Genomic DNA, 24691 nt, shown 5'->3' with positions numbered 1-24691 from the left:
TTTTATTACTCGAATGGATGACGCAGCACGATCGTTTCTTCGCGATCCGGGCCGGTCGAAACCATGTCAACCGGCACGCCGACCAACTCTTCGATACGTTTGATGTAAGCGCGGGCCGTGGCCGGCAGTGCCGCCAGCGACTTGGCGCCCACGGTGCTGTCGGTCCAACCCGGCATTTCTTCGTACACCGGCACGCAACGGGCGGCTTCTTCAGCGCCGGACGGGAAGATGTCCACGGCCACGCCGTCGATGGTGTAGCCGGTGCACAGCTTCAGCGTTTCCAGGCCGTCCAGGACGTCCAGCTTGGTCAGGCACATGCCCGTCACGCCGTTGATCTGCACCGAGCGGCGCAGCAGCGCCGCGTCGAACCAGCCGCAGCGGCGGGCGCGGCCCGTCACGGTGCCGAATTCGTGGCCCACTTGCGCCAGGTGATGGCCAACGCCTGCATCGGTAGGCAGTTCCGAAGGGAACGGGCCGGAGCCGACGCGGGTGGTGTAGGCCTTGGTGATGCCCATGATGTAGTGCAGCATGTTCGGACCGACGCCGGCACCGGCGGCGGCATTGCCGGCCACGCAGTTCGACGAGGTGACGAATGGATAGGTGCCGTGGTCCACGTCCAGCAGCGAGCCTTGCGCGCCTTCGAACAGCAGGTTGGCGCCGGCCTTGTGCGCTGCGTACAGCGCGCTCGACACGTCGGTCACCATCGGACGCAGGCGCGGCACGTAGGCCAGCGCGTCTTCCAGCGTCTTCTGATAGTCGACCTTAGGCGCCTTCAGATAGTGTTCCAGCACGAAGTTGTGGTAGTCCAGGTTCTCGGCCAGTTTTTCTGCGAAGCGCTTTTCGTTCAGCAGGTCGGCGACGCGGATCGCGCGGCGCGCGACCTTGTCTTCGTAGGCTGGGCCGATGCCCTTGCCGGTGGTGCCGATCTTAGCTTCGCCACGCTTGGCTTCACGGGCCAGGTCCAGTGCCGAGTGGTAAGGCAGGATCACAGGCGCTGCGTCCGACACCTTCAGGCGCGACGCGACTTCGACACCGACTTTTTCCAGCTTGTCGATTTCGCGCAGCACGTCCGGCACCGACACCACCACACCGTTACCGATGTAGCAGGCCACGCCCGGGCGCATGATGCCCGACGGGATCAGTTGCAGCGCGGTCTTGACGCCGCCGATGACCAGCGTATGGCCAGCGTTGTGGCCGCCCTGGAAGCGGACCACACCTTGTGCATGATCGGTCAACCAGTCGACGATCTTGCCTTTACCTTCATCGCCCCATTGGGTACCGATGACGACGACGTTTTTTGCGTTTTTCTTTGACATCACACTAACCTAAGTTTTTAAGAATCCAGTTGCTACCATTATCGTCGAGAACCAGAGCGCGGTCGCACTCGAACTCGTCCAGTTCGTTGCTGTGACCCGGCAAACTTTGGATCACGACTTCGCCGGACTTGCGCAGTTCGGCGATTTTTTCCTTCAATTCCGGCGCATTGCCCCACGGCGCGCGGATCGAATGCTTGCGCTCCGCGGTCGGCAACAGTCGCGCCAGTTCGCGCAGGTCGAGCGAGAAGCCGGTGGCGGGACGCGCCCGGCCGAAGGCCTCGCCTACGTGATCGTAACGGCCGCCGCGCGCCACGGCGTTCGGCAGGCCCGGCACGTACAGCGCAAACATCGCGCCGCTTTCGTACTGATAGCCGCGCAGGTCGGCCAGGTCGATCGCCACTTCGGCGCGGTTGATGGCCGAGGCCGCCAACGCCGCCAGTTCGGCCAGCGCCTTGGCGATGCCCGGCAGATCGGGCAGCACTTCGCGCGCCCGCTTCAGCACTTCGACATCGCCGTACAGATTCGGCAGAGCCAGCAGCGCATCGCGCACCACCGGCGAGTATTTTTCAGTCAGGGCTTGCAGGCCCGGCACGTCTTTGGCGCGCAGCAGCAGGTACAGGCTGGCTTCGTCCTTGGCCGCAGCAGCGTCGCCTTCGATGATGGCGCGCAGCACGCCCACATGCGTCAGGTCCAGGCGCACTTCGGTGAAGCCGGCCAGGGCCAGCGAGGCCAGCGCCAGTTCCTGGATCTCGGCGTCGGCTTCCAGGCCGGCGTGGCCGTAAATCTCGGCGCCGATCTGCAACGGCTCGCGAGTCGAGTGCAGGCCCGACGGACGGGTGTGCAGCACGCTGCCGGCGTAGCACAGGCGGGTGACCGAGGCACGGTTCAGCAGGTGGGCGTCGATGCGCGCCACCTGGATGGTCATGTCGGCGCGCAGGCCCAGCATACGGCCAGACAACTGGTCCACCAGCTTGAAGGTGCGCAGGTCTGTATCCTCGCCGGCGCCGGTCAGCAGCGACTCCAGGTACTCCAGCAGCGGAGGCATCACCAGTTCATATCCGTACAGACGGAAATTATCCAGCATCAGGCGACGCAACTCTTCAATCTTGCGGGCTTCCGACGGCAAAACGTCGGCGATATTCTCGGGCAAAAGCCAATTCGGCATGGGGAGGCAATTTAAAAATGAACAATGTGACGCACGCGCCGTGGCCCGTGAAGCGGAAGGCCGAACCTGATATTTTACGCGAAAATGCGTTGCGGGAGGGGAAAAAGATACGATAGCAGCCATTTCCGCCTAGGCGGAAATGGCTATACAACTTATTTTTTGGCAGGAGCCGGGGCCGGGCCGGCGGCGCCGGAGCCCTTGAAATACTTGAAGAAGTCCGAGCTCGAATCCATCACCATCACGTCGCCGTGATTCTTGAAGGTTGCGCGGTAGGCTTCCAGGCTGCGATAGAACTTGTAGAACTCAGGGTTCTTGCCAAATGCTTCAGCGTAGATGGCCGAAGCCTTGGCATCGCCCTCGCCTCGCATCTGCTCCGCATCGCGATAGGCTTCCGCCAGGATCACGGCGCGCTGACGGTCGGCATCGGCGCGGATCTTCTCCGAATCGGCCGAACCGGTCGAACGCAGCTCGTTGGCCACGCGCAGACGCTCCGCCTTCATGCGCTCATACACCGAGTTGTTGATCTGCTCAACGTACTCCACGCGCTTGAGGCGCACGTCGATGATCTCGACGCCGATCTGTGCCGACTCCGCCACCACCTTGGCGCGGATGCCCTCCATCACCTTGCCGCGCTGGCCGGAGATCACTTCGCCGACGGTGCGCTTGGTGATTTCCTCGTTCAGCGCCGCCTTGACGATCTGCGACATACGGTCACGGGCGCGATTCTCATCGCCGCCGAAAGTCACGTAGTACAGCTTGGGCTGGTTCTCGTTGCGGCCGATGCGCCATTTGACGAAGCTGTCGACCAGGATGTTCATCTTCTCGGCCGTGATGAAGCGCTCGGCGTCCGGCGTCTCGATGGTCATGATGCGGTTATCCAGATACACGACATTCTGGAACGGCGGCGGCAGTTTGAAATGCAGCCCCGGCTCGCGTATCACTTCCTTGATCTGGCCCAGCGCGAACACGATCGCATACTTGCGCTGGTCGACCACGAACATGGTCGACGACAGCAGCAGGAAGGCGACGAAGGCCGCTATGAGGGTACTGGCTATGCGGTTCATTAACGACCCTCCCGTTCACGTAAGGCATCGCGGGCGCGTGAATCGCGCTGGCGACTGACTTCCACCTGCGGCATCACATCGGCCGGCAGCGTGGTGGTCGATGGCGGCATGGCGGCTGCCTGCGCGGCGGCGCGAGCCGCTGCGGCAGCGCTGTCGGTGGCCGCAGCCTGGGCGATCAATTTGTCCAGCGGCAGATACAGCAGGTTGCTGCCGCTCTTGGCATCGACCATCACCTTGCTTGCGCTGGTGAAGATCTGCTGCATGGTTTCCAGGTACATGCGGTCGCGCGTGACGCCCGGAGCCTTCTGGTACTCGGTCAGCACCTGCTTGAAGCGCGCCGCGTTACCGGTGGCGTTTTCAGTGACCATCGAACGATAGCCCTCGGCTTCCTGCAACAAGCGCGAAGCGGCGCCGCGCGCTTTAGGAATCACGTCGTTGGCGTAGGCCTGGCCTTCGTTCTTCTGGCGCTCGCGATCCTGCCCTGCTTTGACTGCATCGTCGAAGGCGCCCTGCACCTGCTCCGGCGGTTGCACCGCTTGCAGGGTGACGTTCGAAATCAGCACGCCGGAAGCGTAGCGGTCGAGGATCTGCTGCATCAGCTGCTGGGTTTCGAGGGCGACCTTGTCGCGGCCCTCGTACAGCACGAAGTCCATCTTGTTCTTGCCGACGATTTCGCGGATCGAAGTCTCGGCCACCTGGCGTACGGTGTCCTCCTCGTCGCGGTTGTTCATCAGCCAGGCCACCGGGTCTTTCAGCTTGAACTGAACGGCGAACTGGATGTCGATGATGTTCTCGTCGTCGGTCAGCATCAGCGATTCGCGCGCCTGCTTGTTCTTGACGTTGCCCCGGTAGCCGATTTCCACCATGCGCATTTGCGAGACCTTGACGGTTTCGTCGCTCTGGAACGGATACGGCCAGCGCCAGTTGAAACCGGAGCCGGCGAGGTGACTGACTTTGCCGAAGGTGTAGACCACGCCGGCCTGCCCTTCCTGCACGATGAAGGAGCCGCTGGCGAGCCAGATCAGCGCGACCACGGCGCCGATGGCGCCTGCGGTGGCGCGCATGCCGGCCAGGTCGGAACGGCCGCCGTTGCCGCCGCCGCTGCCACCGCCATTACCGTCGGGACGATTCTTCTGGCCGAAGAAGCTGTTCAGGCGCTGATTGAAATCGCGCCACAGCTGCTCCATATCCGGTGGACCTTCGCCGGGCTTCTTGCCTTCATTGGCTTGCGGCTTGCCTTCTTTCTGGTCCGAGCCCCAGCGGGGATCGTTCAGCGACAGCTTCAAGCCGAGACGTTTCATAAGTGACGAGACACGCATTAGTGTGATCCGACATGAGTAAGGGTGGGACTGCTATCCGGTTCCGCTTCGGGTTCAGCTGGTTCTTCGTCTGCTTCTTCATCGACGTGGTAGGCCTGATTGAGCCGGGCACCCGGCGCGTTCTTGGCCCATTCCACGATGGCGCCGCGCAAAAGGTCCAGTCCTTGACCGGTGCGGGCGCTGAGGAAAACGCGGGAAATCTTATCATATTCATCCCGCTCAACCGACGGCTCCAGGCCTGCGGCGTCGATCTTGTTCCACACCAGTATCTGCGGGATATGATCGGCGCCGATTTCCTTGAGCACCAGGTTGACCTGCTCGATCTGCTCCATGCGCACCGGCGACGAAGCGTCGACGACGTGCAGCAGCAGGTCGGCATGGATGGTCTCCTCCAGCGTGGCGCGGAACGCCGCCACCAGCTGGTGCGGCAGCTCGCGCACGAAACCGACCGTATCGGAGATCACCACATTGCCCACTTCCTGCCCCATGTAGACACGGCGCGAGGTGGTATCCAGCGTGGCGAACAATTGATCTGCTACATAAACGCCGGCCTTGGTGACGGCGTTGAACAGCGTCGACTTGCCGGCATTGGTGTAGCCGACCAGCGACACCGAGAAGGTCTGGCTGCGGCCGCGCGAACGGCGCTGGGTTTCATGCTGCTTGCGCAGCTTGTCCAGACGCGCGCGCAAGGCCTTGACCCGCTCGCCGATCAGCCGGCGGTCGGTCTCCAGCTGGGTTTCGCCGGGACCGCGCAAACCGATACCGCCCTTTTGACGCTCAAGGTGAGTCCAGCCGCGTATCAGGCGCGTGGCCAGATGCTGCAGCTGAGCCAACTCCACCTGCAGCTTGCCCTCGTGGGAGGCGGCGCGCTGGGCGAAGATGTCGAGAATCAGGCTGGTGCGGTCCAGCACCCGAATGTTCAGGCGCTTTTCCAGGTTACGCTGTTGAGCCGGCGACAGCGCGTGATTGAAGATGACGATTTCGATGCGGTGATCCAGCACGGCCAGACCGATTTCATCGGCCTTGCCGCTGCCGACGAAATAGGCTGCGTCCGGAGAGGAGCGCTTGGCCGTGATCGTCGTTACCGGTTCCGCACCTGCTGAGCGGGCCAGCAGTTGCAGTTCCTCGACGCTGGCGGCAAAGTCGCCCTGACCGAAATCGATACCGACTAGAGCTGCGCGCATACGACGGTCAGGCAGATTGGGAAGAAGCGGTGTTGCAAGCGCTTATTCCGCTTCGGATTCAATGTTGAGGTTGACGGCGCGTGCCGGTACCACGGTGGAGATGGCGTGCTTGTAGACCATCTGGGTCACGGTGTTACGCAGCAGTACGACGTACTGATCGAACGATTCGATATGGCCTTGCAGCTTGATGCCGTTGACCAGGTAGATCGAGACAGGAACATGCTCTTTGCGCAAGGCATTGAGGAATGGGTCTTGTAACAGTTGCCCTTTGTTGCTCATAACAGCTCCATTTTATGTTGTTGTGTTGGAATTGGAGGCGAAACGCTTAATTTCAAGTACGTGGCCCAGCGAAAGTCAAACATTTTTCGCTGAAACACCGTTCGCCACGGGGAGAATGGTGCTTCTAAGCCACTGTAACCTGTTTTTGCCTTTTTTGCAGGGCGCACCTGCAAAAAAACCGCTTATTTCGACGGAGTTTTCGCGAATGGATTCTTACCGGTACGCAGTTCGATGCGCAGCGGCGTACCCACCAGGTTAAACGTATCGCGGAAATGCTTTTCCAGATAGCGCTTGTACGGCTCGCCGACCGCGTCCAGGGCATTGCCGTGGATGACGATCACCGGAGGATTCATGCCGCCCTGGTGCGCATAACGCAGCTTCGGACGGATCGAACCCTTGCGGCGCGGCTCCTGCTTCTCCACCGCTTCGATCAGCGCGCGGGTCAGCTTGGGCGTCGACAGGTCGGCGAACGCGGCTGCATAAGCCTGGTCCAGCGACTTCATCAACGGGCCGATGCCCTGCGCCTTCAGCGCCGAGATGAAGTGCATCTTGGCGAAGCCGAGGAAGTCCAGCTTGCGGTCGATGTCGATCTTGATCTCGTCGCGCTCGTCGCTGCGCAGGCCGTCCCACTTGTTGACGGCGATGACCAGCGCGCGGCCGGTCTCCAGCACGAAGCCGGCGATGTGGGCGTCCTGCTCGGAGATGTCCTGTTGGGCATCGAGCATCAGCACGACCACGTTGGCTTCCGAGATCGATTGCAGCGTTTTGACGACCGAGAATTTTTCGATCGCTTCGAACACCTTGCCGCGGCGGCGGATACCGGCCGTGTCGATCAGCGTGTACTGCTTGCCGTCGCGCTCGAACGGAATCTCGATCGAGTCGCGGGTGGTGCCCGGCATGTCGAAGGCGATCACGCGCTCTTCGCCCACCAGGGTGTTGATCAGCGTGGACTTGCCGACGTTCGGGCGGCCGACCAGCGCGATCTTGATGCCGTGGTCGGTCTTCTCCAGCTCGGCCGCGTCTTCAGGACGCTGGGCGAAGGCCAGGTCGAGCGCCTCGTCCACCAGGTCGGCAACGCCGTCGCCGTGTGCCGACGAGATCGAGTAAGGCTCGCCCAGTCCCAGTTCGTAGAAGTCGGCGACGACTGCGGTGTAGCGCATGCCTTCCGACTTGTTCACGACCAGCATGACCGGACGGCCGCTTTTACGCAGGAAGTCGGTAATGGTTTTGTCATGCGGCGTCAGGCCCTGGCGGCCGTCGACCAGGAAGACGACGATGTCGGCTTCGGCCACGGCCTGCTTGGTCTGCTTGGCCATCTCATGCATGATGCCTTCCTTGGCGACCGGCTCGAAGCCGCCCGTGTCAATGACGAGGAAGGGACGTTCGCCGACACGGCCCTCGCCATAGTGACGATCTCGCGTCAACCCAGGCAAGTCCGCCACCAGCGCATCGCGCGAGCGGGTCAGACGATTAAACAAGGTCGATTTCCCTACATTGGGTCGACCCACTAGTGCGATTACCGGCTTCATTTTATTACTCGACCGCGAGAGCGGTCACTGTCCCTGATTGGGTTTGGAAAATCAAATTCGTGCCGGCGATAACAGGGTCCGATTGAATCGGGCTGCCATCGGTCGCGGCGCGACCTAGCAAAGCGCCATCTTCCCGCGACAGGAGATGGATGTAACCCTGGTAGTCGCCGACGGCTACGGCACGGCCGTAGGACACAGGCGTCGACAGGCGGCGGTAAGCCAGCTTGTCGTTCTTCCAGGCGTTGCTGCCGTTTTCACGGCTGTAGGCTGCAACTTCGCCTTTGTCGTCGGAGACGAATACAAAACGCTGGTCCACCGCCACGCCCACGTCGGACGAAGCTGGCTTGCTCCAGTGCGGTGCGCCGGTGATGGCGTCGTAGCAGGCCACGCGGCCCTGGTACGACACGGCGCACACATCTTTTTCCAGGATCACCGGCGTGCCGGCGATATCGGTCACGCGTTCCAGCTCGGTGGCGCCGCGCGGTTCGCCGACCACCACTTCAAAGCGGGTCAGGCCGCCGGCCAGGGCCAGCGCCAGCAGCTTGCCGCCAGGCTGGGCGACATACACATTCGGTCCGTTGATGACCATGCCCGGCGCGTTGCGCAGGGTCAGGGCCGGCGTGGTGCGGGCCACGCTCCAGCGTTTGACGCCGGTCTTGGCTTCATACGCGGTGATCTGGTTGTCGACGCTGCGCACTACCACCACGCCGCCGCCCACCACCGGCGAGGACAGCACCTCGCTGCTGGCCTGGGCTTTCCACAGCTGCTTGCCGTTGGCGTCGAACGCAAGGATAACACCCTTGACGCCACCGACCACGGTAACGTCGCCATCGCTGCCGACGCCGGCCGTGAGGTCGGAACCGGTCTTGACGTGCCATTGTTCCTTGCCTGTGGCCGCGTTCAGGCGCACCAGCGCGCCGCCGGCGTCGGCCACGTACAGGCTGTCGCCCACCAGCGCCGGGGTGAAGACGGCGGTGCCGGCCTTGCCCAAGGAGTATTTCCAGACCGTCTTGGGCGTGACGCCGCCCTTCAGTTCAACCAGCGGCGCAGGCAGGTTCTTGGTTTCTTTGGACGAGAACAAGGAACAACCGGCCAACATCGCAAACACGCTTGCAGCAATAACTTTTTCGGTAATACGCATTTTTTAACCTTGATCTGGAGGCGCCGGCGATGGCCGGCGCCGATGAATTACGCTGCGTCCTTGGCGGCAGGCACGGAGCCGCCGATGGCTTCGAATTTCAGCTGGATCAGCTGACGGCCAGGGTTCTTCTTGTCGGTGGCGTCCAGCGCGGCCTGGTAGGCGGCGCGGGCTTCCACCAGCTTGTTCTGCGCGACCAGGATGTCGCCCTTGCGGTCGGCCACGGAGCCGGCGAACTGCGGCGCCACTTCACCAGCCAGCACTTTCAGCGCTTCATCGTAGGCTTTCTCGTCCAGCAGCAGGCCGGCCAGGCGTACCTTGGCCACCGCCTTGAATTCGTCGCCGCCATGCTCGGCAGCCCATTGCAGCTGGGCCTTGGCCGATTTCAGATCGTTCGCTTCGAAGCTGCTCTTGGCCGCGACCAGCGCGCTCATCGAGGCGTAGGCGGTGCTGCCGAATTTGCTTTCCATGTCGGCGGCGGCGCGCAGCACCTTGGCGTTGTCCTTGGTGCCCACGGCCGCTTGCAGCTCGTCGTACAGCGCCGACGCTTGTGCGGACTGGGTGCGCTGGTAGTAGTTCCAGCCGGTGAAACCCGAATACGCGGCCAGGCCGGCGATCAGTACCCACGAGGTCAGATTGCCGTACTTGTCCCACCATGCTTTGAGGGTCGCAATTTGTTCTTGTTCTTCGAGATCGTATGCCATGTCAGTTCGTCTGCTAGTTATGGGTTATTGAAAGTACAGCTTAGTGATTGCAATGCTCGTCGTGCACGTGGTGGTGATGGTCGCCGCTATCGGTGATCTGGTCGACGACGAAATCGACGACGTCGTCGAACGGCACCGTCGACTGCTGCGCCGCGCCCTCTTCCGCGCGCATCGCCTTGACGCTGGCGGTGTGGTTGGCCACTTCGTCTTCACCGATGATGACGGCGAACGAGGCGCCGCTGCCATCGGCTTTTTTCATCTGGGTCTTGAAGCTGCCAGGGCCGTTGGCGGTCGAAGCGTGCATGACCACATCCAGGCCGGCGTCGCGCAGGCGCTCGCCCAGCACGAAGGCTTGCAGCTGCGCCGCTTCGCCCTGGTGCACCAGGTAGACGTCGCACTGGCCCGGCGCTACCGGCTCGCCGGCTTCCTTCATCAGTTCCAGCAGGCGCTCGATGCCCATGGCGAAACCGACGGCGGGCGTCGGCTTGCCGCCGAAGGAAGCGATCAACGGATCGTAACGGCCGCCGGCGCACACGGTGCCTTGCGAGCCCAGTGCGTCCGTCACCCATTCGAACACGGTGCGGTTGTAGTAATCGAGGCCGCGCACCAGGCGCGGATTGATCACGTACGGAATGTTGTTGTGGTCGAGGATCTTGCGCACGCCGTTGAAGTGGGCCAGCGATTCTTCGCCCAGGTAGTCCAGCAGCTTCGGCGCGGCGTTGACGATTTCCTGCAGCGCCGGATTCTTGGTGTCCAGGATGCGCAGCGGGTTGCTGTGCAGGCGGCGCTTGGCTTCGGCGTCGAGCAGGTCTTCGTGTTTTTCCAGATATGCGATCAGGTCGACGCGGTGGCGCGCGCGCTCTTCGGCATCGCCGATCGAGTTCAGTTCGAGGCGGATGTTTTCCAGGCCCAGGTCATCCCACAGGCGGCGGCACAGCATGATCATTTCGGCGTCGACGTCAGGACCGTTGAAGCCGACGGCTTCGCAACCGAACTGGTAGAACTGGCGATAGCGGCCGCGCTGCGGACGCTCGTGGCGGAACATCGGGCCGGTGTACCACAGGCGTTTAGGGCCTTCGTAGACCAGGTTATGCTCGATCACCGCGCGCACCGTGCCGGCCGTGCCTTCAGGACGCAGGGTCAGCTTGTCGCCGTTCATCGAGTCTTCGAACGAGTACATTTCCTTTTCCACGATGTCGGTCACGGCGCCGATGGCGCGCGCGAACAGCGCGGTGTTTTCCACGATAGGCGTGCGGATCTGCTGGAAGCCATAGCTCTGCACCACCGATTGCGCGGTATTTTCAAACAGCTGCCACAGATGCGAATCGGTCGGCAGAATGTCGTTCATGCCTTTGACGGCTACAATTTTCTCAGTTTTGGACATAATTCTTTTTCACGTAATTCAGTACGATTTCCTGGAACTCTTCAACGATGCGATCACCGCGCAGCGTGGCGAACTTGGCGCCGTCGACGAACACCGGCGCGGCCGGCGATTCGCCGGTGCCCGGCAGGCTGATGCCGATGTTGGCATGCTTCGATTCGCCAGGGCCGTTGACGATGCAGCCCATCACGGCTACGTTCATCGCCTCCACGCCCGGGTAGGTCTTTTTCCACTCCGGCATCTGGTCGCGCAGATAGGTCTGGATGTTGTCGGCCAGTTCCTGGAAGGTGGTCGAGGTGGTGCGGCCGCAGCCCGGGCACGCGATCACCATCGGCGTAAATTTGCGCAGGCCCATGGTCTGCAAGATCTCCTGGCCGACCACGACTTCCTTGGTGCGGTCGCCGCCCGGCTCCGGTGTCAGCGAGATGCGGATGGTGTCGCCGATACCCTCTTGCAGCAGCACCGACAGCGCGGCCGTCGAAGCGACGATGCCCTTGCTGCCCATGCCCGCTTCGGTCAGGCCCAGGTGCAGCGGATAGTCGCAGCGCTTGGCCAGTTCGCGGTACACGGCGATCAGATCCTGCACGCCCGAGACTTTGCACGACAGGATGATCTTGTCGCGACCCAGGCCCAGTTCTTCGGCGCGCACGGCGTTCTCGATGGCCGAGGTAATCAGCGCCTCGTACATCACCGCCTGCGCGGACCACGGCTCGGCGCGGCCGGCGTTTTCATCCATGATGCGGGCCAGCAGCGCCTGATCCAGGCTGCCCCAGTTGACGCCGATGCGCACCGGCTTGTCGTAGCGCGCGGCCACTTCGATCATCTGCGCAAACTGCGTGTCGCGCTTGGCGCCCTTGCCGACGTTGCCCGGATTGATGCGGTACTTCGACAGCGCCTTGGCGCACTCCGGATAATCGTTGAGCAGCGTGTGGCCGTTGTAGTGGAAATCGCCGACCAGCGGCACGTCGATCTCCATCTTGTCCAGCTGTTCGCGGATGTACGGCACGGCGGCAGCGGCTTCAGGACGGTCCACCGTCAGGCGCACCAGCTCCGAACCGGCGCGCGCCAGTTCCTTGATCTGAATCGCGGTCTCGATCACGTTGGCGGTGTCGGTGTTGGTCATCGACTGCACCACCACGGGGGCGTCGCCGCCCACCCAGATCTTGCGCTGGCCGTGCATCACCAGCACGCGGCGGCTGGCGCGGCGATTCAATGGTCCCGAAGGGATAGCTGTTTGCGTTGAAGACATGATCGTTCTATTCGTACTTTTAACTTGCTTATTTGATGTTCACGCGCGAGATCGTACCGCCTGCGACCGGCGGCAACGCCAGCGGCGCGCCGCCCAGCGTGGCTTCCACGCCGCCCGGTTTGCCGACGATCAGCAGTGCCGGATCCTTGATATCGAAGGTCTCGGTGCTGCCGGCTTTCACCAGCCGCGAAATCAGCGGCGTCGTGCCTGGGCGGCGGATCTCCACCCACGAATCCTGCGTCACTTTCAACACCAGCTGATTACCGCTGGCTGCCACCGGAGCGGGTGCGGGCGCTGGCGGCGACACTTGCGCAACCGGCGCGGCCGGTGCTGGCGCAGGCGCCGCAGCGGCTGGCGTCGTTGCTGGCGTCGTCGCTGGCGCTGCATCCGCCGGAGCGCCTGGCGGCGGCACCGAAATCAGCGGCACACTCGGCGACTGCAACGGCGCGGTTTCCTGGCCTGGCTTGGCGATCGTGGTCTCGATCGGCGCCACCGCCACGTCGGCCGGCTTGGCCGCTTCGGCGGTCGCGCTGGCCGATGCATCCTTGTCCGAACGCTGGAACAGCGAGGCCGGGATCAAACCGGTCTGGTAGGCATACGCGCCGGCGGCGGCAACCACCACCACGACGGCCACGCCGACCAGCCATGCGGCCGGGCCAGGCGAACGTCCCGTCATCGACGGGAAGCGCGACTCGGTGAAGGTGGCGGCGATTTCCTTGCGCGGCGGCGCAGCCTCGTGGCTGGTCGGCGAGATCACTTCGATCATCGCCACCAGCGGCGTGGCGTCTATCTTCACGACCTTGGCGTAGGCGCGCACAAAGCCGCGCACCACGGCCATATTCGGCAGCGCGGCGTAGTCGCCCGCTTCCAGCGCCTTGACCTGGCGCGGGGCCAGCTTCAGCTGGTCGGCAATCTGTTCGACCGTCAGCCCCATCGCTTCGCGCTGGGCTGCCAGTTGTGCTCCGGGCGTGGCCAGGCTGCTGCCCTGGTCCTTTGGCGGTTCTGCCCACTCTGAATTCATTGGTATCCCTGTCTCACTCATCAAACGCCCCACGTTGATAAGCAGCATACTCGGTCGAGCCGGGGTGGTGGCGGCGCAATTGCGTCGCCCAGCTGGTTTCCGCTCCCGTATCGCCCGCTTTATGCTGCACCTTAATCCCGAGCCACAGCACTTCGGCCGTCAGGCTCTCCATCTTTGCCACCTTGTTCAGACGGGTAATGAAGAAATTGGCGCGCACATAATCGCGCTTTTCAAAATATACCCGCGCCAGATTGGCGTTGGTGGCCGGCAGGTCGGGCGTCAACTGCAAGGCTTGCAGCAGATAACGCTCCGCGCTGGCGTAATCCTTGATCTTCAGTGCGCAGGAACCGGCGTTGTTCGCGGCGTTGGCCGGCGAACGGTAGGACCGGTTGCCCAGGGCCGCATCGAACAGCGGCAGCGCCTCGGCCACGCGGCCGGCCTGGCACAGGAAAGAGCCGTAATTGTTGGCCAGATCCGGGTTCGCAGGCGCCAGCTTGCGGGCGCGCACGAAGTTATCCTCGGCCAGGCCGTACTCGCCCATCGCCTGGTAGATCAGGCCGCGCATGCCGTAAGCGTCGGCATAGGCCGGATCGGCCGTCAACGCCAGCTTGACTTCGTCCAGCGCGAACGGGTACTGGCCCTGTTCGTAGTAGCCGACCGCCAGCTGCATGCGGATCTCCACCTTGCGCTGGGCCGCAGTCTGGTCCGACACGGTGGCCAGTTCGGCCTGGCCGCTGTTGCCGCGTTCCGGTCCCGGCGACGCACAGCCGGCCAACGCCCCTGCCGCGCACAAGGCGACGAGACTGAGCCGGCTCCGCTGCGCCAGGAAGGTCATCAGGAACGAATCTCCACGATCTTGCCGAAGTTGGCGCCGAATTTTTGCTGATACTCGGCCATCTTCTCCATGCGCTGGGCGACCTTGGTGCGGTCCTGGACTTCGCCGGCCAGCTGGCCGCAGGCGGCGTCGATATCGTCGCCGCGCGTTTTGCGGATGGTGGTGACGATGCCGCCGTCGACCAGGATCTGCGCGAAGGCCTTGATGCGCGGGTTCTTCGAGCGCAGCAGGCCCGATTCCGGGAAGGGATTGAACGGAATCAGGTTGAATTTGCAGTTGACGCCGAACTCGCGGTCCTGGACCAGGGCCAGCAGTTCACGGGCGTTCTCGTCGGAGTCGTTGACGCCGTCGAGCATGCAGTACTCGAAGGTGATGAAGTCGCGCGGCGCAAATTCCAGGTAGCGCTTGCAGGCGGCCATCAGCTCTTTGAGGGGGTATTTTTTGTTCAGCGGGATCAGGCTGTCGCGCAGCTTGTCGTTCGACGCGTGCAGCGAGACGGCCAGCGCCACCGGCACTTCCTGCGACAGCTTGTCCATCATCGGCACCACGCCGGAGGTGGACAGGGTCACGCGGCGGCGCGACAGGCCGTAGGCGTTATCGTCCAGCATCAGCTTGAGGGCGGTGGCGGTCGGCTCGAAGTTCAGCAGCGGCTCGCCCATGCCCATCATGACCACGTTGGTGATCTGGCGTTCGCCTTTCGGGCCGGGCTCGATGCCCTTGGTGCGGCGCAATTCGAACTCCGCCATCCACAGCTGGCCGATGATTTCGCCAACCGACAGATTGCGCGAGAAGCCCTGCTTGCCGGTCGAGCAGAAGCGGCAGTTGACGGCGCAGCCGGCCTGGGTCGAGATGCACAGCGTGCCGCGGTTTTCTTCCGGGATGAACACGGTTTCGACCGCGTTGCCGTTGCCGACGTCGACCAGCCATTTGCGGGTACCGTCGGTGGACGTGTGGTCGCTGATGATGGCCGGCGCCGTAACGTGGGCGCGGGTTTTCAGTTTGTCGCGCAGCGACTTGGCCAGATCGGTCATGCTGTCGAAATCCGACGCGCCGAATTGGTGGATCCAGCGCTGCAGTTGCTTGGCGCGGAACGGCTTCTCTCCCAACTCGGCGCAATAAGCGATAAGTTGCGCGGGATCGAAGTCCAGCAAGTTGGTCAGAGGTGCGTTCATATTCTGGTTCAAAACAGTACTAATCATTTTTTCCGTTTCCGCACCGCGGCGCGGAAACGGATCTACTAAAAATTACTTACCGAAGAAGTAAGCGATTTCAACTTGGGCGGCTTCGACAGCGTCGGAACCGTGAACAGCGTTAGCGTCGATCGAATCGGCGAAATCGGCGCGGATGGTGCCTTTGTCAGCCTTCTTAGGATCGGTAGCGCCCATCAGTTCGCGGTTTTTCAGGACTGCGTTTTCGCCTTCCAGAGCTTGGATCATGACTGGACCGGAGACCATGAAGTCAACCAGATCCTTGAAGAAACCGCGCTCTTTGTGTGCAGCGTAGAAGCCTTCGGCTTCTTCACGCGACAGTTGCTTCATTTGAGCAGCAACGATCTTCAGGCCAGCGCCTTCGAAGCGGCTGTAGATTTGGCCGATTACGTTTTTTGCAACTGCGTCTGGTTTGATGATCGACAGGGTGCGTTCGATTGCCATTTAAAAAACTCCAATAAAAAGAAAGGTTTAAAACAAAATTGATAACTCAATCAACCTTTGATTTTACCATAGAACACCCCATATACCGAGAAACGGCAGTAGATAAGCTTGCAAGATAGGCCATCGGAAGCTGTTTTGCGAGGAAAAATCAGGCATATGACCGCATTAAGCCATCTTTAAGCAGGTTTTCTGGGCAATTTTGCGCATTTTTACCCCGGCGTGCTATGCTTTTGGCAAGCGGTATTCGAATCACTATGAAGGAGGTTCTCTATGAACAACATGCAAAACACCTACGACCTGGCGGGAAGCCGCCAGTCGGTGCAACACAAAGTGCTGCGCAACACCTACTGGCTGCTGGCGCTGTCGATGGTACCGACCATTTTTGGCGCGGTGCTGGGCGTCTCGCTGCACCTGCCGCTGGGCGGCGGGCTGATGGCGCTGCTGTTCCTGGGGATCGCCTTCGGCTTCATCTGGGGCATTGAGAAGAACAAGGATTCCGGCCTGGGCGTGGCCCTGCTGCTGGGCTTCACCTTCTTCATGGGCTTGTGGCTGACGCCTCTGCTGTCGCGCATCCTGGGCTTCTCCAACGGCGGCTTCCTGATCATGACCGCGTTTGGCGGCACGGCGTCGGTGTTCGCGGTACTGGCGACCATCGCCACGGTATCGAAGCGCGACTTCTCGGGCATGGCCAACTGGCTGTTCGCGGGCGTGGTGGTGATCCTGCTGGCTTCGATCGCCAACATCTTCCTGGGCATCCCGGCGCTGGCTATCGTGATCTCGGTGGTAGCGATCGCGATCTTCTCGGCTTACATCCTGTATGACGTGCAGCAGATCATCAACGGCGGCGAGACCAACTACATCCGCGCCACGCTGAACATCTACCTGGACGTGTACAACATCTTCGTCAACCTGCTGTCGCTGCTGGGCATCTTCGGCGGCAACCGCGACTAAGCGACACCAGCAACACCAACGAAAGCCGGCCTAGCGCCGGCTTTTTTTATGGTGGGGTTAGCGGACGTGGAAGCGGGTGGTGGTGATGACTTGGGCGTTGGCGTCGATCAGGGCCAGCTGGTGTGGGCCGGGGACGGGGCGCCAGGCGTAGTCGGTGTTGGCCTGGCCTAGATCGGCGCCGTCGAGGCGCCACGACAGACCCTTGCCGCCCTGCGCCTGGAAGAAGACGCGCTGGATGGCGTCCGGGATGTCGGGGTCGATGGCGATGATGCTTGCTTCGCCAGGGTAGAGAATCTTCGCGGCGCGCTGGGTCTCCTGCACCAGCGCGATGACAGGGCTTTCGGTGCCGGCGATGAACCATTCGCCGCGCGCCGATTCCAGCGCCGGCTGGTAGACGATCTGCTGGCGCACCACGCCAGCCGGCGCCTGCGGCGCCCTGCCCGGCTGCCCGCGATGCAGGTAATCCATCACGTCGCGCCACACCGGCGCCGCGCCGCTGACGCCGGAAACATCCCACATCGACTGTCCATCGAAGTTGCCGACCCAGACGCCCACCGTGTACCGGTCGGTGTAACCCATGCACCAGTTGTCGCGCATGTCCTTGCTGGTGCCGGTTTTGACGGCGCTCCAGAAGGTCGTGGCCAGCTCGTTCTTCAGGCCGAAAGTCAGGCTGCGCGCCGCGCGGTCGGACAGGATGTCGCCGATGATGAAGGCCGCCCTGCCGTCCAGCACCCGCCGCGTGGACGCAGCAGCCCCACGCGGCGCCAGCGTCACCGGGCCATACACGCCGCCGTTGGCCAGCGTGCGATAGGCGTTACTCAACTCCAGCAGCGTGACCTCGGCCGATCCCAGCGCCAGCGAATAGCCGTAATAGTCCGGTGATTCGGTCAGGCTGTTCAAGCCCACGTCATGCAGGCGTTCGTAGAAGCGATCCATGCCCGTCATCACCAGCGTACGCACCGCCGGCACGTTGAGCGAGCTGGCGAGACTGGTGCGCACGCTGACGTGGCCTTTGAATTCCTTGTCGTAGTTCTGCGGGATATACAGGCCGGTCGGCGTGGAGATGTCGATCGCCGTATCGTCCATCACCGACGCGGCCGTGATCAGCCTGCGCTCCAGCGCCAGCTCGTACAGAAAAGGCTTGAGCGTGGACCCGGCCTGCCGCAGCGCCACCACGCCATCGACCTCGCCGGTGCCGGCATTGCCGACATAGGCCAGGATCTCGCCGCTGGCGTTATCCAGTACCACCACCGCGCCGTCGTTGACGTTGCGCGTCCGCAGCGACATCAGCTGCTGGCGCAAGGCCGCCTGTGCGTAGCGCTGCAGGTCGGCGTCGAGCGTGCTGCGTACCGACTGTCCGCCGCTGGTCAGCAACTGCTGCGCTACCTGCGGCGCGGGAGGCAAATCGGCCGCCAGCAGCGGGCGGCTCATCGCGATCATGGTCCTCAGTTCGATCTCGCTACAGGTAGCAGGCGCCTTGAGTTCACGCGACAGCGCACACGCGCGCTGCCACACCACCTTGGGCGCCGCGCCCGGCCCGCGCAGCAGGCTGGCCAGGATCATCGATTCGGTCAGGTTCAATCCCGACGGCGCCTTGCCGAACAGGCCCCGCGCCGCCGCGCCCACGCCTTGCAGCTCGCCTCGGAACGACACCAAGTTCAGATAGGCTTCCATGATCTGCGGCTTGGTCCAGCTGGCGTCGATCTCGCGGGCGGCCTTGATCTGGTCCCACTTCTGGCCCCAGCTGCGGCCCTTGGCGGAGGCCTGCAGATGCGGGTCCAGCTGCGCAGCCAGCTGCATGGTGATGGTGGACGCGCCGCGCGGACGGTTGCGGAACAGGTTGTCCCAGGCGGCCTTGGTGGCCGCGCTCCAGTCCACGCCTCCGTGTTCGTAGAAACGCTGGTCTTCGGCTTGCAGCACGGCGGCCGGCAGGCTGGGGGAGATATCGGCCAGCGCCACCCACGGCAGGCGGCGTACTTTCATGTCGATGCGCAGCGACTGCACCGGCTGGCCGTTGCGGTCCAACAGTTCGGCCTCCGACGAGCGGTAGCCGGCGCGCACCTGCTCCGGCGTCGGTACGCTAAACGCATCGGCATTCGGCGCGGCGCCATGCGCGGCGCCGGCCAGCGCCAGCAAGCTTGCTGCTATCAGTTTCATTTCACGCTCATCGGTGCATTCGGCGCTTCGCCAAACATCTCCGGGCTGTACATCGCTTCGACACGCGTAGTCGGCAGGTTGAACTGGCCCGGATTATTCAAACGCACAGTGTACTCCACGCTCCACTTACCTTTCGGGACGAACTGGTAGAACGCGTGATAACCCTCGAAGGTACGCTCCTCGAACACCGGCCAGGTCCAGCCGGTGCTCTTGTTGCCAGTACTGAGCAGCTGCGAATCGCGTCCCAGCCCGGAACCCAACACAGTGGCGCTGGCCGGAATCGGATCGTCCACCACCACCCAGGTCATATCCGACTGCGCTTCCAGATCCAGGTGCACGCGATAGACATCGCCACGCGACCAAACGCCAGCCTTCTTCTGCTCCACCGGCGTAATGGTCTTGGAGATCCTGTAGCCACTGGACACCGGTGCCGTCAACGGCAGCGCCGCCAGCGTTTGCACCGTCACCCATGGCTTGCCTGTGCCGACGTGGCTCAGCTCCAGCTCACCGGTGCCGCGCGGCCAAGGCAGCATCGCACTACCGCCGTTGGACGCGCCGCCGAAGGCGATGCTCTTGCTGGCCTGCGCCAGCGTGGCGCTGCTGGTGCCGGTGACGGCCACGCTCTCGAATTTCTGCGAGAAGCGGTCGATCGCCAGCGTGCCCCAGGCATTGGCCACCGTCGTGCCCCAGCGGCCTTTCTTCTGGCGTCCCAGCGCTCCACGCGCCAGGCGGCCCATGTCGTCCTTCCAGGCCGGGTTGTCCGCCATCGCCAGCAACAGGCGGTTGGCGTTGGTGTCAGCGGACGCCATCAGCCACCACCAGTCGTCGGTGCGCTCGGTCGAGAAGCCCATCGTCGTGCCTTGCAGGTTCAGGCGCGAGCGCAGGATCTGCAAGGCCTGCGCCAGCTGCTGCGCGCGCATCGGCAGCTTCGGCGAACGCTTGTGCACCAGGTACCAGTCGATGACCGCCGATGTCGGCCACAGGTTAGGCTCGGCGGCGAAGGACTCCAGCGCTTCCGGCAGGATGCCGTTGGAACGCGACAGCGCCTCCAGCGCAGCCACTTTGCGGATCGCCAGGTCGGCGGTCGGCAGCGACGAGTAGCGCGTCACCTTGCCCTGCACGAAGGCCATCAGGCCCGTCTCCATGCGCCCCTTCAGTTCCGCCGGGATGTCATAGCCCGCCTCCTGAGAGACCGACAGCACATAGGCGGTCAGCGAGTCTGAACCCTGCTGCATGCTGGCGAAGTACTTGACCAGGCCATCGGCATCCAGATGCGCCGGCAGCGTATCGACTGCCGACTGCCACATCGCCTTGTCATGCAACGCGATGGCGCGCGAGCTGACCTGCTCGAAGCAGCGGTATGGGTAGGCGCTCATGTAATCGCGCACGCCCGGCAGATCGCTACCCAGGCGGGCGCTGAACTGCGTCTGCACGCCACCGCGTCCCGGCAGCGCGTCGTCAGGCAGGCGGACCTTCATCGTCTGTTTGCCGTCCAGTTGCAGCAGAGTGGCTTGCGTGGTCCGCACCGGCACGGCGGCCACCACTTTCTGCTTGACCTTCAAGCGGTCACGCGACTCAGGACCGCCCTCGCCTTCGGCCACGATGCTGGCGTTCACGTCCCACGCCAGCGAACTGACATTCAGCGGCACCTGATAATCCCAGCCGATATCCTGCGCCTGCCCCGCCTCCAGCGACACCTGCTGCGGCGCCAGCGCCTTGCCGCCCGCGTTGGCGGTCAGTGCGACCTTGACGGCGGCGTCGGTGGTGTTACGCAGCGTGAAGCCGGCGCGAAAGCGGTCGCCCTCGCGCACCAACGCGGGCAGGCCTGACAGCAGTATCAAGTCCTGCGAGCTGCGCACCTCGGTGCGGCCGGTGCCGAACAAGTCGGCGTTGGCGCTGGCGATAGCGACGATGCGGAAGGCCGTCAGCGAATCGTTGATCGGCACCTGCACCGTGGCTTCGCCGTTGGCGTCCAGCGCGACGCGGCCTTTCCAGAACAGCAGCGTATCGAACAGCTCACGTCCCGCGCCCTTGCCGCCGCCACCGCCGTGCGGAACGGCCTTGCGGCCGAAGTGGCGCTTGCCGACGACCTGCATCTGCGCGGTCGCCGTCTGCACTTGCAGGCTGCGCTGCTGCATCATCGCTTCCAACAGATCCCAGCTGGTGTTGGGCATCAGCTCCAGCAGGCCGACATCGACCGCCGCCAGCGCCACCTCCGCACCGGCGGGCGGCGCCGAGCCGTCCGCACGCGTGACCTTGACCGCCACCGTGGCCTTGTCGCGGATGTTGTAGACCGGCTTGTCCGCCGTGACCTGAACCTTCAGTTCATTGGCCGACCAGCCCACGCGCAGCGGCGTGATCCCCAGCTTGTAGGCGGGCTTGCCCAGGTCGACCAGCGCGGTCGGCTGCACGCTGGCCACGCGGCCGCGCACCACCAGCGCCGACACGTACACATTCGGCGCGTAGCTGTTCTTGACCGGAATGGTGAACACCGGTGCACTGCCCGACAGCGGACGCACATAGGTGTCGATGACGCCTTCGCGCTCTACCGTGATCAGCGCGGTCGCTTCGCGGAACGGCATGCGCACCTGGAAGCTGGCCGTTTCGCCCGGTTCGTAGCGCTTCTTCTCGGGCAGCAGGTCGATGCGGTCGTTGTCGGTGGCGTTGAACCACCAGTCGGCGCCGTCGGCCACCCAGGTTTCGCGGTTGGTCATCGCGACGCGCTGTTGCGCATCCTGCGTTTTGGCGCGCAGGATCAGGTTGCCCGATGCGGGCGCCTTGACCTGGCAGATCAGCAGGCCCTTGTTATCGGTCTTGCCTTCGCAGGCCGCGCCCAGGGCCTTGACTTCGTTGTTGTTCTCGTAGGCGTAGAAGCCGCCGATCAAACGGCGTCGATGCGAGTACGACTGCCGCTGGAAGAAGTCCACAGACACCGGGGCGTCCGCCACCGGCTTGCCTTGCAGGTCCAGCACCACCACCTGGAACTTCAGCGCGTCCTTGCTCAGCACCCAGCCGTCCGGCTGTATGCCGATCACATAACTGGACGGCCACAATGGTATGCGCGTGGAGACGGACAGCGTTTCGCCGTTGGCGTCCTGGTAGGACATTTCGGCCGTCAGGTCGCGCGGGGTTTGCACCACCGGCAGTTGATCAAGCGTGACGCGGGCGCCGCCGGCCTTGTCCAGCGTCAGGCTGCGGGTCTTGATGCCAGCGGGGCCGCTGACCGCGCCATTACCTGTGCCAGCATCGGTTTCGCCCTCATCGAACACGCCTTCGTCTTCATCGAAAGCGCCGTTGCTGCGCTCGACGCCGACCTTGACATCGCCCGTGCTGAAGGTGAAGTCCGCATAGTCTTCAAAGCTGACCGCCTTGTCCTGCACCACGGTACGCAGCTGAACCGGCGCTCCGCCCGCGCCGCCGCCGGACAGGTAGCTGAGCTGCACATCCAGATCCACCGCCGGCGCCAGGATGGCCGGCGTCTTCGGTCCTTGCAGGATGGCTTTCATGGTCGGCACGCGGAACTGCTCGACGCGGAAGCGCCCAGCCGTGCGGCCACCCAGCATGATCTGGTACCAGCCCTGCTTCGCATCGGCCGGGATCACCCACTGGTTTTCCGCGCTGCCGTTGGCGCTCCAGGCGATCGGCAGTTCGTATTTCTGCTCGCTGCCTTCGTGCATGACGAAGATGCTGCCCGGCTGCGCCTTGCGCAGCGCATCGCCCGTGCCGACCAGCGCAATGCCCTGCTGCACATGGCGGCGCAGGAAGTGCTTCATGTGCACCGTCTCGCCGGCGCGCAGCAGCGTGCGGTCGAATACGGTGGCGGCGATGACGGTGTCCGCGCTGCTGTCTTCCGTCGGCAGGTTGAAGCGCCAGCTCTCGATGCCGCGCGTCCAGCTGGACAGCGTAAAGGTCATGTCGGCGCCGCTGCGGGCGCTGATGAAGTAGCCGCTGGTGTTGTCGCAGTGGCCTTCCGCCAGCTCCTGCGCGATGCGGGCCACGCCCATGCCGTCGGTGACGCCCTGCCATACCTGCTTGCCGGCGCAATCACGCACCGTCACCTGCGCCTGTGGCACGGGCTTGCCCTTGTCCAGCGACGTGACCCACACCAGCGACGACTGCGCGCCGCGCTTGAAGTGCGCCACCATATTCGTCACCAGCGCCGCTGAGCTGACGTAGGCGGTGGAAGGCTTGTCGTTCAGCGCCGCGCCCAGTTTGGGGCTGGCCAGTTCGACCACGTAAAAGCCCGGCTTGCGCAGCGGGATGCCGACCACTTCGAACGCCTGCTTGCCGCCCGGCTTGGGCATGGTGAAGCGCTCGACCGCGCCGGCCGGCGCGCGCTTGCTGTCGCCCAGCAGCGGCTTGTAGAGCGCGTCGCCGTACAGTTCCTGCGGCTCCCAGCCGTAGCCGGATATGCGGCGCAGCCAGTCCATGATCTGCTTGTCCTGCTCATCCTGCGCGACCGCGCCATCGTTGACGCGCAAGGCCGCGCCGTCGACCCGCGAGGTGCGGCCGGCCAGGCTGCTCTCGATATTGCGCACCGTGACCGGCAGCAGGCGGTCGCCCTTGGCCTCGATGATGCCGAAGCGCGCGGGGAACTTGACCAGCGGCGGCTGCGCGTCGGTCTGCACCGTCATCGGGAAGCGCGCCTGATTCAATAAGGCGCGGTTGGCGTCGTCCTTCAAGCCGGCCGGCAGCGACAGCGTCAGTTTGGACTTTTCGGGGAACGGTCCGTTGATGGTCAGCCAGCTGACATATTCGGCCTTGGCCTCTTCCTTGTCGACGCCGGCCTTGAAGATTTTTCCGCCAGGGCCGGTCAGCTTGATGGCCAGCGCGTCGGCCATGCGAATGGGCGCGGTGAACTGCAGGCGCATCGGCAGGAAGGGAATGCAACCGCCATCGGCCTTCAATCGGTCGCAGCTGAAGTCCGCGGTGAATTCGCGCCGGGTCTTGTACGACCAGGTCTGGTCCTGCGTGGTGACGATGCCGCTGTCGGCGGTGATGCCCGCGCCCCAGACCAGCGACACCTCGGCATTCGCCGGCAAGCGGCGCTTGCATTGCAGGACCGTCAGCGGCAGCTGCTCCAGGCGCTTGCTGCGCACCTTCGCAGTGGCGCCCCACACCACGCCGCGCGCCTTGAAGTACAGCGTGAGATAGCGGTCGGTGAAGGACTTGCGCTGCTCCAGTATCTGCTCGCGCTCCGCGCCTTTCAGCACGCGCACGCCGATTTTTTCGTTGATGCCTTCGGCGCGGCACCAGGCGTGGGCGGCGACGGTGTCGTCACCGGCCGGCGCATCGAGGCCGAGGATGAAGATCTGTTGTTCGTCGATGTCCGACGCACCCTCGCGAGGCACCGATTGCACAATCGCGGGACCGCCGGTATTAAAGGCGAAACGGTGTTCGCCGGCGAGCGGCTTGCCCGCCAGGTCTTGGGCATCGCTCTTCAGCGTGAAGCTGCACGCCACGCCGGCCGGCAGGTCGCGGACGAAATCGTAGCTCCAGTTTTTGCCGTCGATCCAGCGGCCCTTGCCCTCTTCCGGACAATCGATGGTGAAGGGATCGCCCAGGCGCATGTCGCCCAAGGGGACCATCTGGCCGCTGAAGCGCGCCGTGACCTGGCGCACGCCTTTGACGACGCCGCTGGGAGAAAAGGAGGTGACGGTGGTTTGGGCCAGAACGGCCAGCGGCAGGCTGCACAGGGCAGCCATGCCTATAAAACGGGACAGGAGGCGCATGCCAACTCCGGTGCT

At 63.6% G+C, this 24691-nt stretch carries 18 protein-coding genes; 1 reads left to right on the top strand and 17 read right to left on the bottom strand.

Features of this window, described 5'->3' with window-relative positions; all coding sequences use genetic code 11:
• Positions 1 to 5 precede the first annotated feature (5 nt).
• From GEV01_RS07070 to ndk, 15 genes are all read right to left on the bottom strand, one after another.
• Positions 6 to 1316 carry an adenylosuccinate synthase gene (locus tag GEV01_RS07070; protein ID WP_070268654.1) on the bottom strand — a complete coding sequence of 437 codons (1311 nt, stop codon included), beginning with the start codon at positions 1314 to 1316 and terminating at the stop codon, positions 6 to 8.
• Positions 1317 to 1320: 4 nt separating this feature from the next.
• Entirely contained in the window at positions 1321 to 2481 is a 1161-nt protein-coding gene (locus tag GEV01_RS07065; protein ID WP_008450606.1) for an ATP phosphoribosyltransferase regulatory subunit, read from the bottom strand.
• Between the two features lie 152 nt (positions 2482 to 2633).
• On the bottom strand, positions 2634 to 3545 hold the full coding sequence (hflC, locus tag GEV01_RS07060; protein ID WP_152802921.1) for a protease modulator HflC: 912 nt from the start codon (positions 3543 to 3545) through the stop codon (positions 2634 to 2636).
• On the bottom strand, positions 3545 to 4846 hold the full coding sequence (gene hflK / locus GEV01_RS07055; protein WP_235914271.1) for an FtsH protease activity modulator HflK: 1302 nt from the start codon (positions 4844 to 4846) through the stop codon (positions 3545 to 3547). The genes hflC and hflK overlap by 1 nt, the downstream gene beginning before the upstream one ends.
• A 17-nt stretch (positions 4847 to 4863) precedes the next feature.
• Positions 4864 to 6048, bottom strand: coding sequence for a GTPase HflX (gene hflX, locus GEV01_RS07050; protein ID WP_008450613.1), 1185 nt, complete (start codon positions 6046 to 6048; stop codon positions 4864 to 4866).
• 42 nt (positions 6049 to 6090) lie between these two features.
• Entirely contained in the window at positions 6091 to 6327 is a 237-nt protein-coding gene (hfq, locus tag GEV01_RS07045) for an RNA chaperone Hfq (protein ID WP_008450615.1), read from the bottom strand.
• A 182-nt stretch (positions 6328 to 6509) separates the two neighbouring features.
• Positions 6510 to 7856, bottom strand: a complete 1347-nt coding sequence (gene der / locus GEV01_RS07040) for a ribosome biogenesis GTPase Der (protein WP_152802917.1) — start codon at positions 7854 to 7856, stop codon at positions 6510 to 6512.
• Positions 7857 to 7860: 4 nt separating this feature from the next.
• On the bottom strand, positions 7861 to 8997 hold the full coding sequence (gene bamB / locus GEV01_RS07035; RefSeq protein ID WP_152802915.1) for an outer membrane protein assembly factor BamB: 1137 nt from the start codon (positions 8995 to 8997) through the stop codon (positions 7861 to 7863).
• Positions 8998 to 9044: 47 nt separating this feature from the next.
• Positions 9045 to 9698, bottom strand: coding sequence for a YfgM family protein (locus tag GEV01_RS07030; protein WP_152802913.1), 654 nt, complete (start codon positions 9696 to 9698; stop codon positions 9045 to 9047).
• 40 nt (positions 9699 to 9738) lie between these two features.
• Positions 9739 to 11046, bottom strand: coding sequence for a histidine--tRNA ligase (gene hisS / locus GEV01_RS07025; protein ID WP_408014821.1), 1308 nt, complete (start codon positions 11044 to 11046; stop codon positions 9739 to 9741).
• 22 nt (positions 11047 to 11068) lie between these two features.
• Positions 11069 to 12328, bottom strand: coding sequence for a flavodoxin-dependent (E)-4-hydroxy-3-methylbut-2-enyl-diphosphate synthase (gene ispG, locus GEV01_RS07020; RefSeq protein ID WP_070268640.1), 1260 nt, complete (start codon positions 12326 to 12328; stop codon positions 11069 to 11071).
• A 28-nt stretch (positions 12329 to 12356) separates the two neighbouring features.
• On the bottom strand, positions 12357 to 13349 hold the full coding sequence (locus tag GEV01_RS07015) for a helix-turn-helix domain-containing protein (protein WP_152802909.1): 993 nt from the start codon (positions 13347 to 13349) through the stop codon (positions 12357 to 12359).
• A gap of 13 nt (positions 13350 to 13362) precedes the next feature.
• Positions 13363 to 14184 carry a type IV pilus biogenesis/stability protein PilW gene (gene pilW / locus GEV01_RS07010; RefSeq protein WP_152802907.1) on the bottom strand — a complete coding sequence of 274 codons (822 nt, stop codon included), beginning with the start codon at positions 14182 to 14184 and terminating at the stop codon, positions 13363 to 13365.
• Positions 14184 to 15356 carry a 23S rRNA (adenine(2503)-C(2))-methyltransferase RlmN gene (gene rlmN, locus GEV01_RS07005; RefSeq protein ID WP_043481175.1) on the bottom strand — a complete coding sequence of 391 codons (1173 nt, stop codon included), beginning with the start codon at positions 15354 to 15356 and terminating at the stop codon, positions 14184 to 14186. The genes pilW and rlmN overlap by 1 nt, the downstream gene beginning before the upstream one ends.
• 72 nt (positions 15357 to 15428) lie before the next feature.
• Complete coding sequence (ndk, locus tag GEV01_RS07000; RefSeq protein ID WP_008450630.1) at positions 15429 to 15836, bottom strand: nucleoside-diphosphate kinase; 408 nt, start codon at positions 15834 to 15836, stop codon at positions 15429 to 15431.
• Between the two features lie 270 nt (positions 15837 to 16106).
• On the opposite strand from ndk, the gene GEV01_RS06995 reads away from it, so the two are divergent.
• Positions 16107 to 16787 carry a Bax inhibitor-1/YccA family protein gene (locus tag GEV01_RS06995; RefSeq protein ID WP_152802905.1) on the top strand — a complete coding sequence of 227 codons (681 nt, stop codon included), beginning with the start codon at positions 16107 to 16109 and terminating at the stop codon, positions 16785 to 16787.
• 57 nt (positions 16788 to 16844) lie between these two features.
• On the opposite strand, the gene pbpC is transcribed toward GEV01_RS06995, so the two are convergent.
• Positions 16845 to 18944 (bottom strand): penicillin-binding protein 1C, encoded by a 2100-nt coding sequence (gene pbpC / locus GEV01_RS06990; RefSeq protein ID WP_152802903.1) that lies wholly within the window; start codon positions 18942 to 18944, stop codon positions 16845 to 16847.
• Entirely contained in the window at positions 18941 to 24676 is a 5736-nt protein-coding gene (locus tag GEV01_RS06985; RefSeq protein WP_152802901.1) for an alpha-2-macroglobulin family protein, read from the bottom strand. Before GEV01_RS06985 ends, pbpC begins: the two co-directional genes overlap by 4 nt.
• Positions 24677 to 24691 lie beyond the last annotated feature (15 nt).

This window comes from Rugamonas rivuli (assembly GCF_009380165.1).
Classification (GTDB): domain Bacteria; phylum Pseudomonadota; class Gammaproteobacteria; order Burkholderiales; family Burkholderiaceae_D; genus Rugamonas; species Rugamonas rivuli.
Note: the sequence above shows the minus strand (reverse complement) of the source record. Positions and strands in the feature narration are given on the sequence as shown.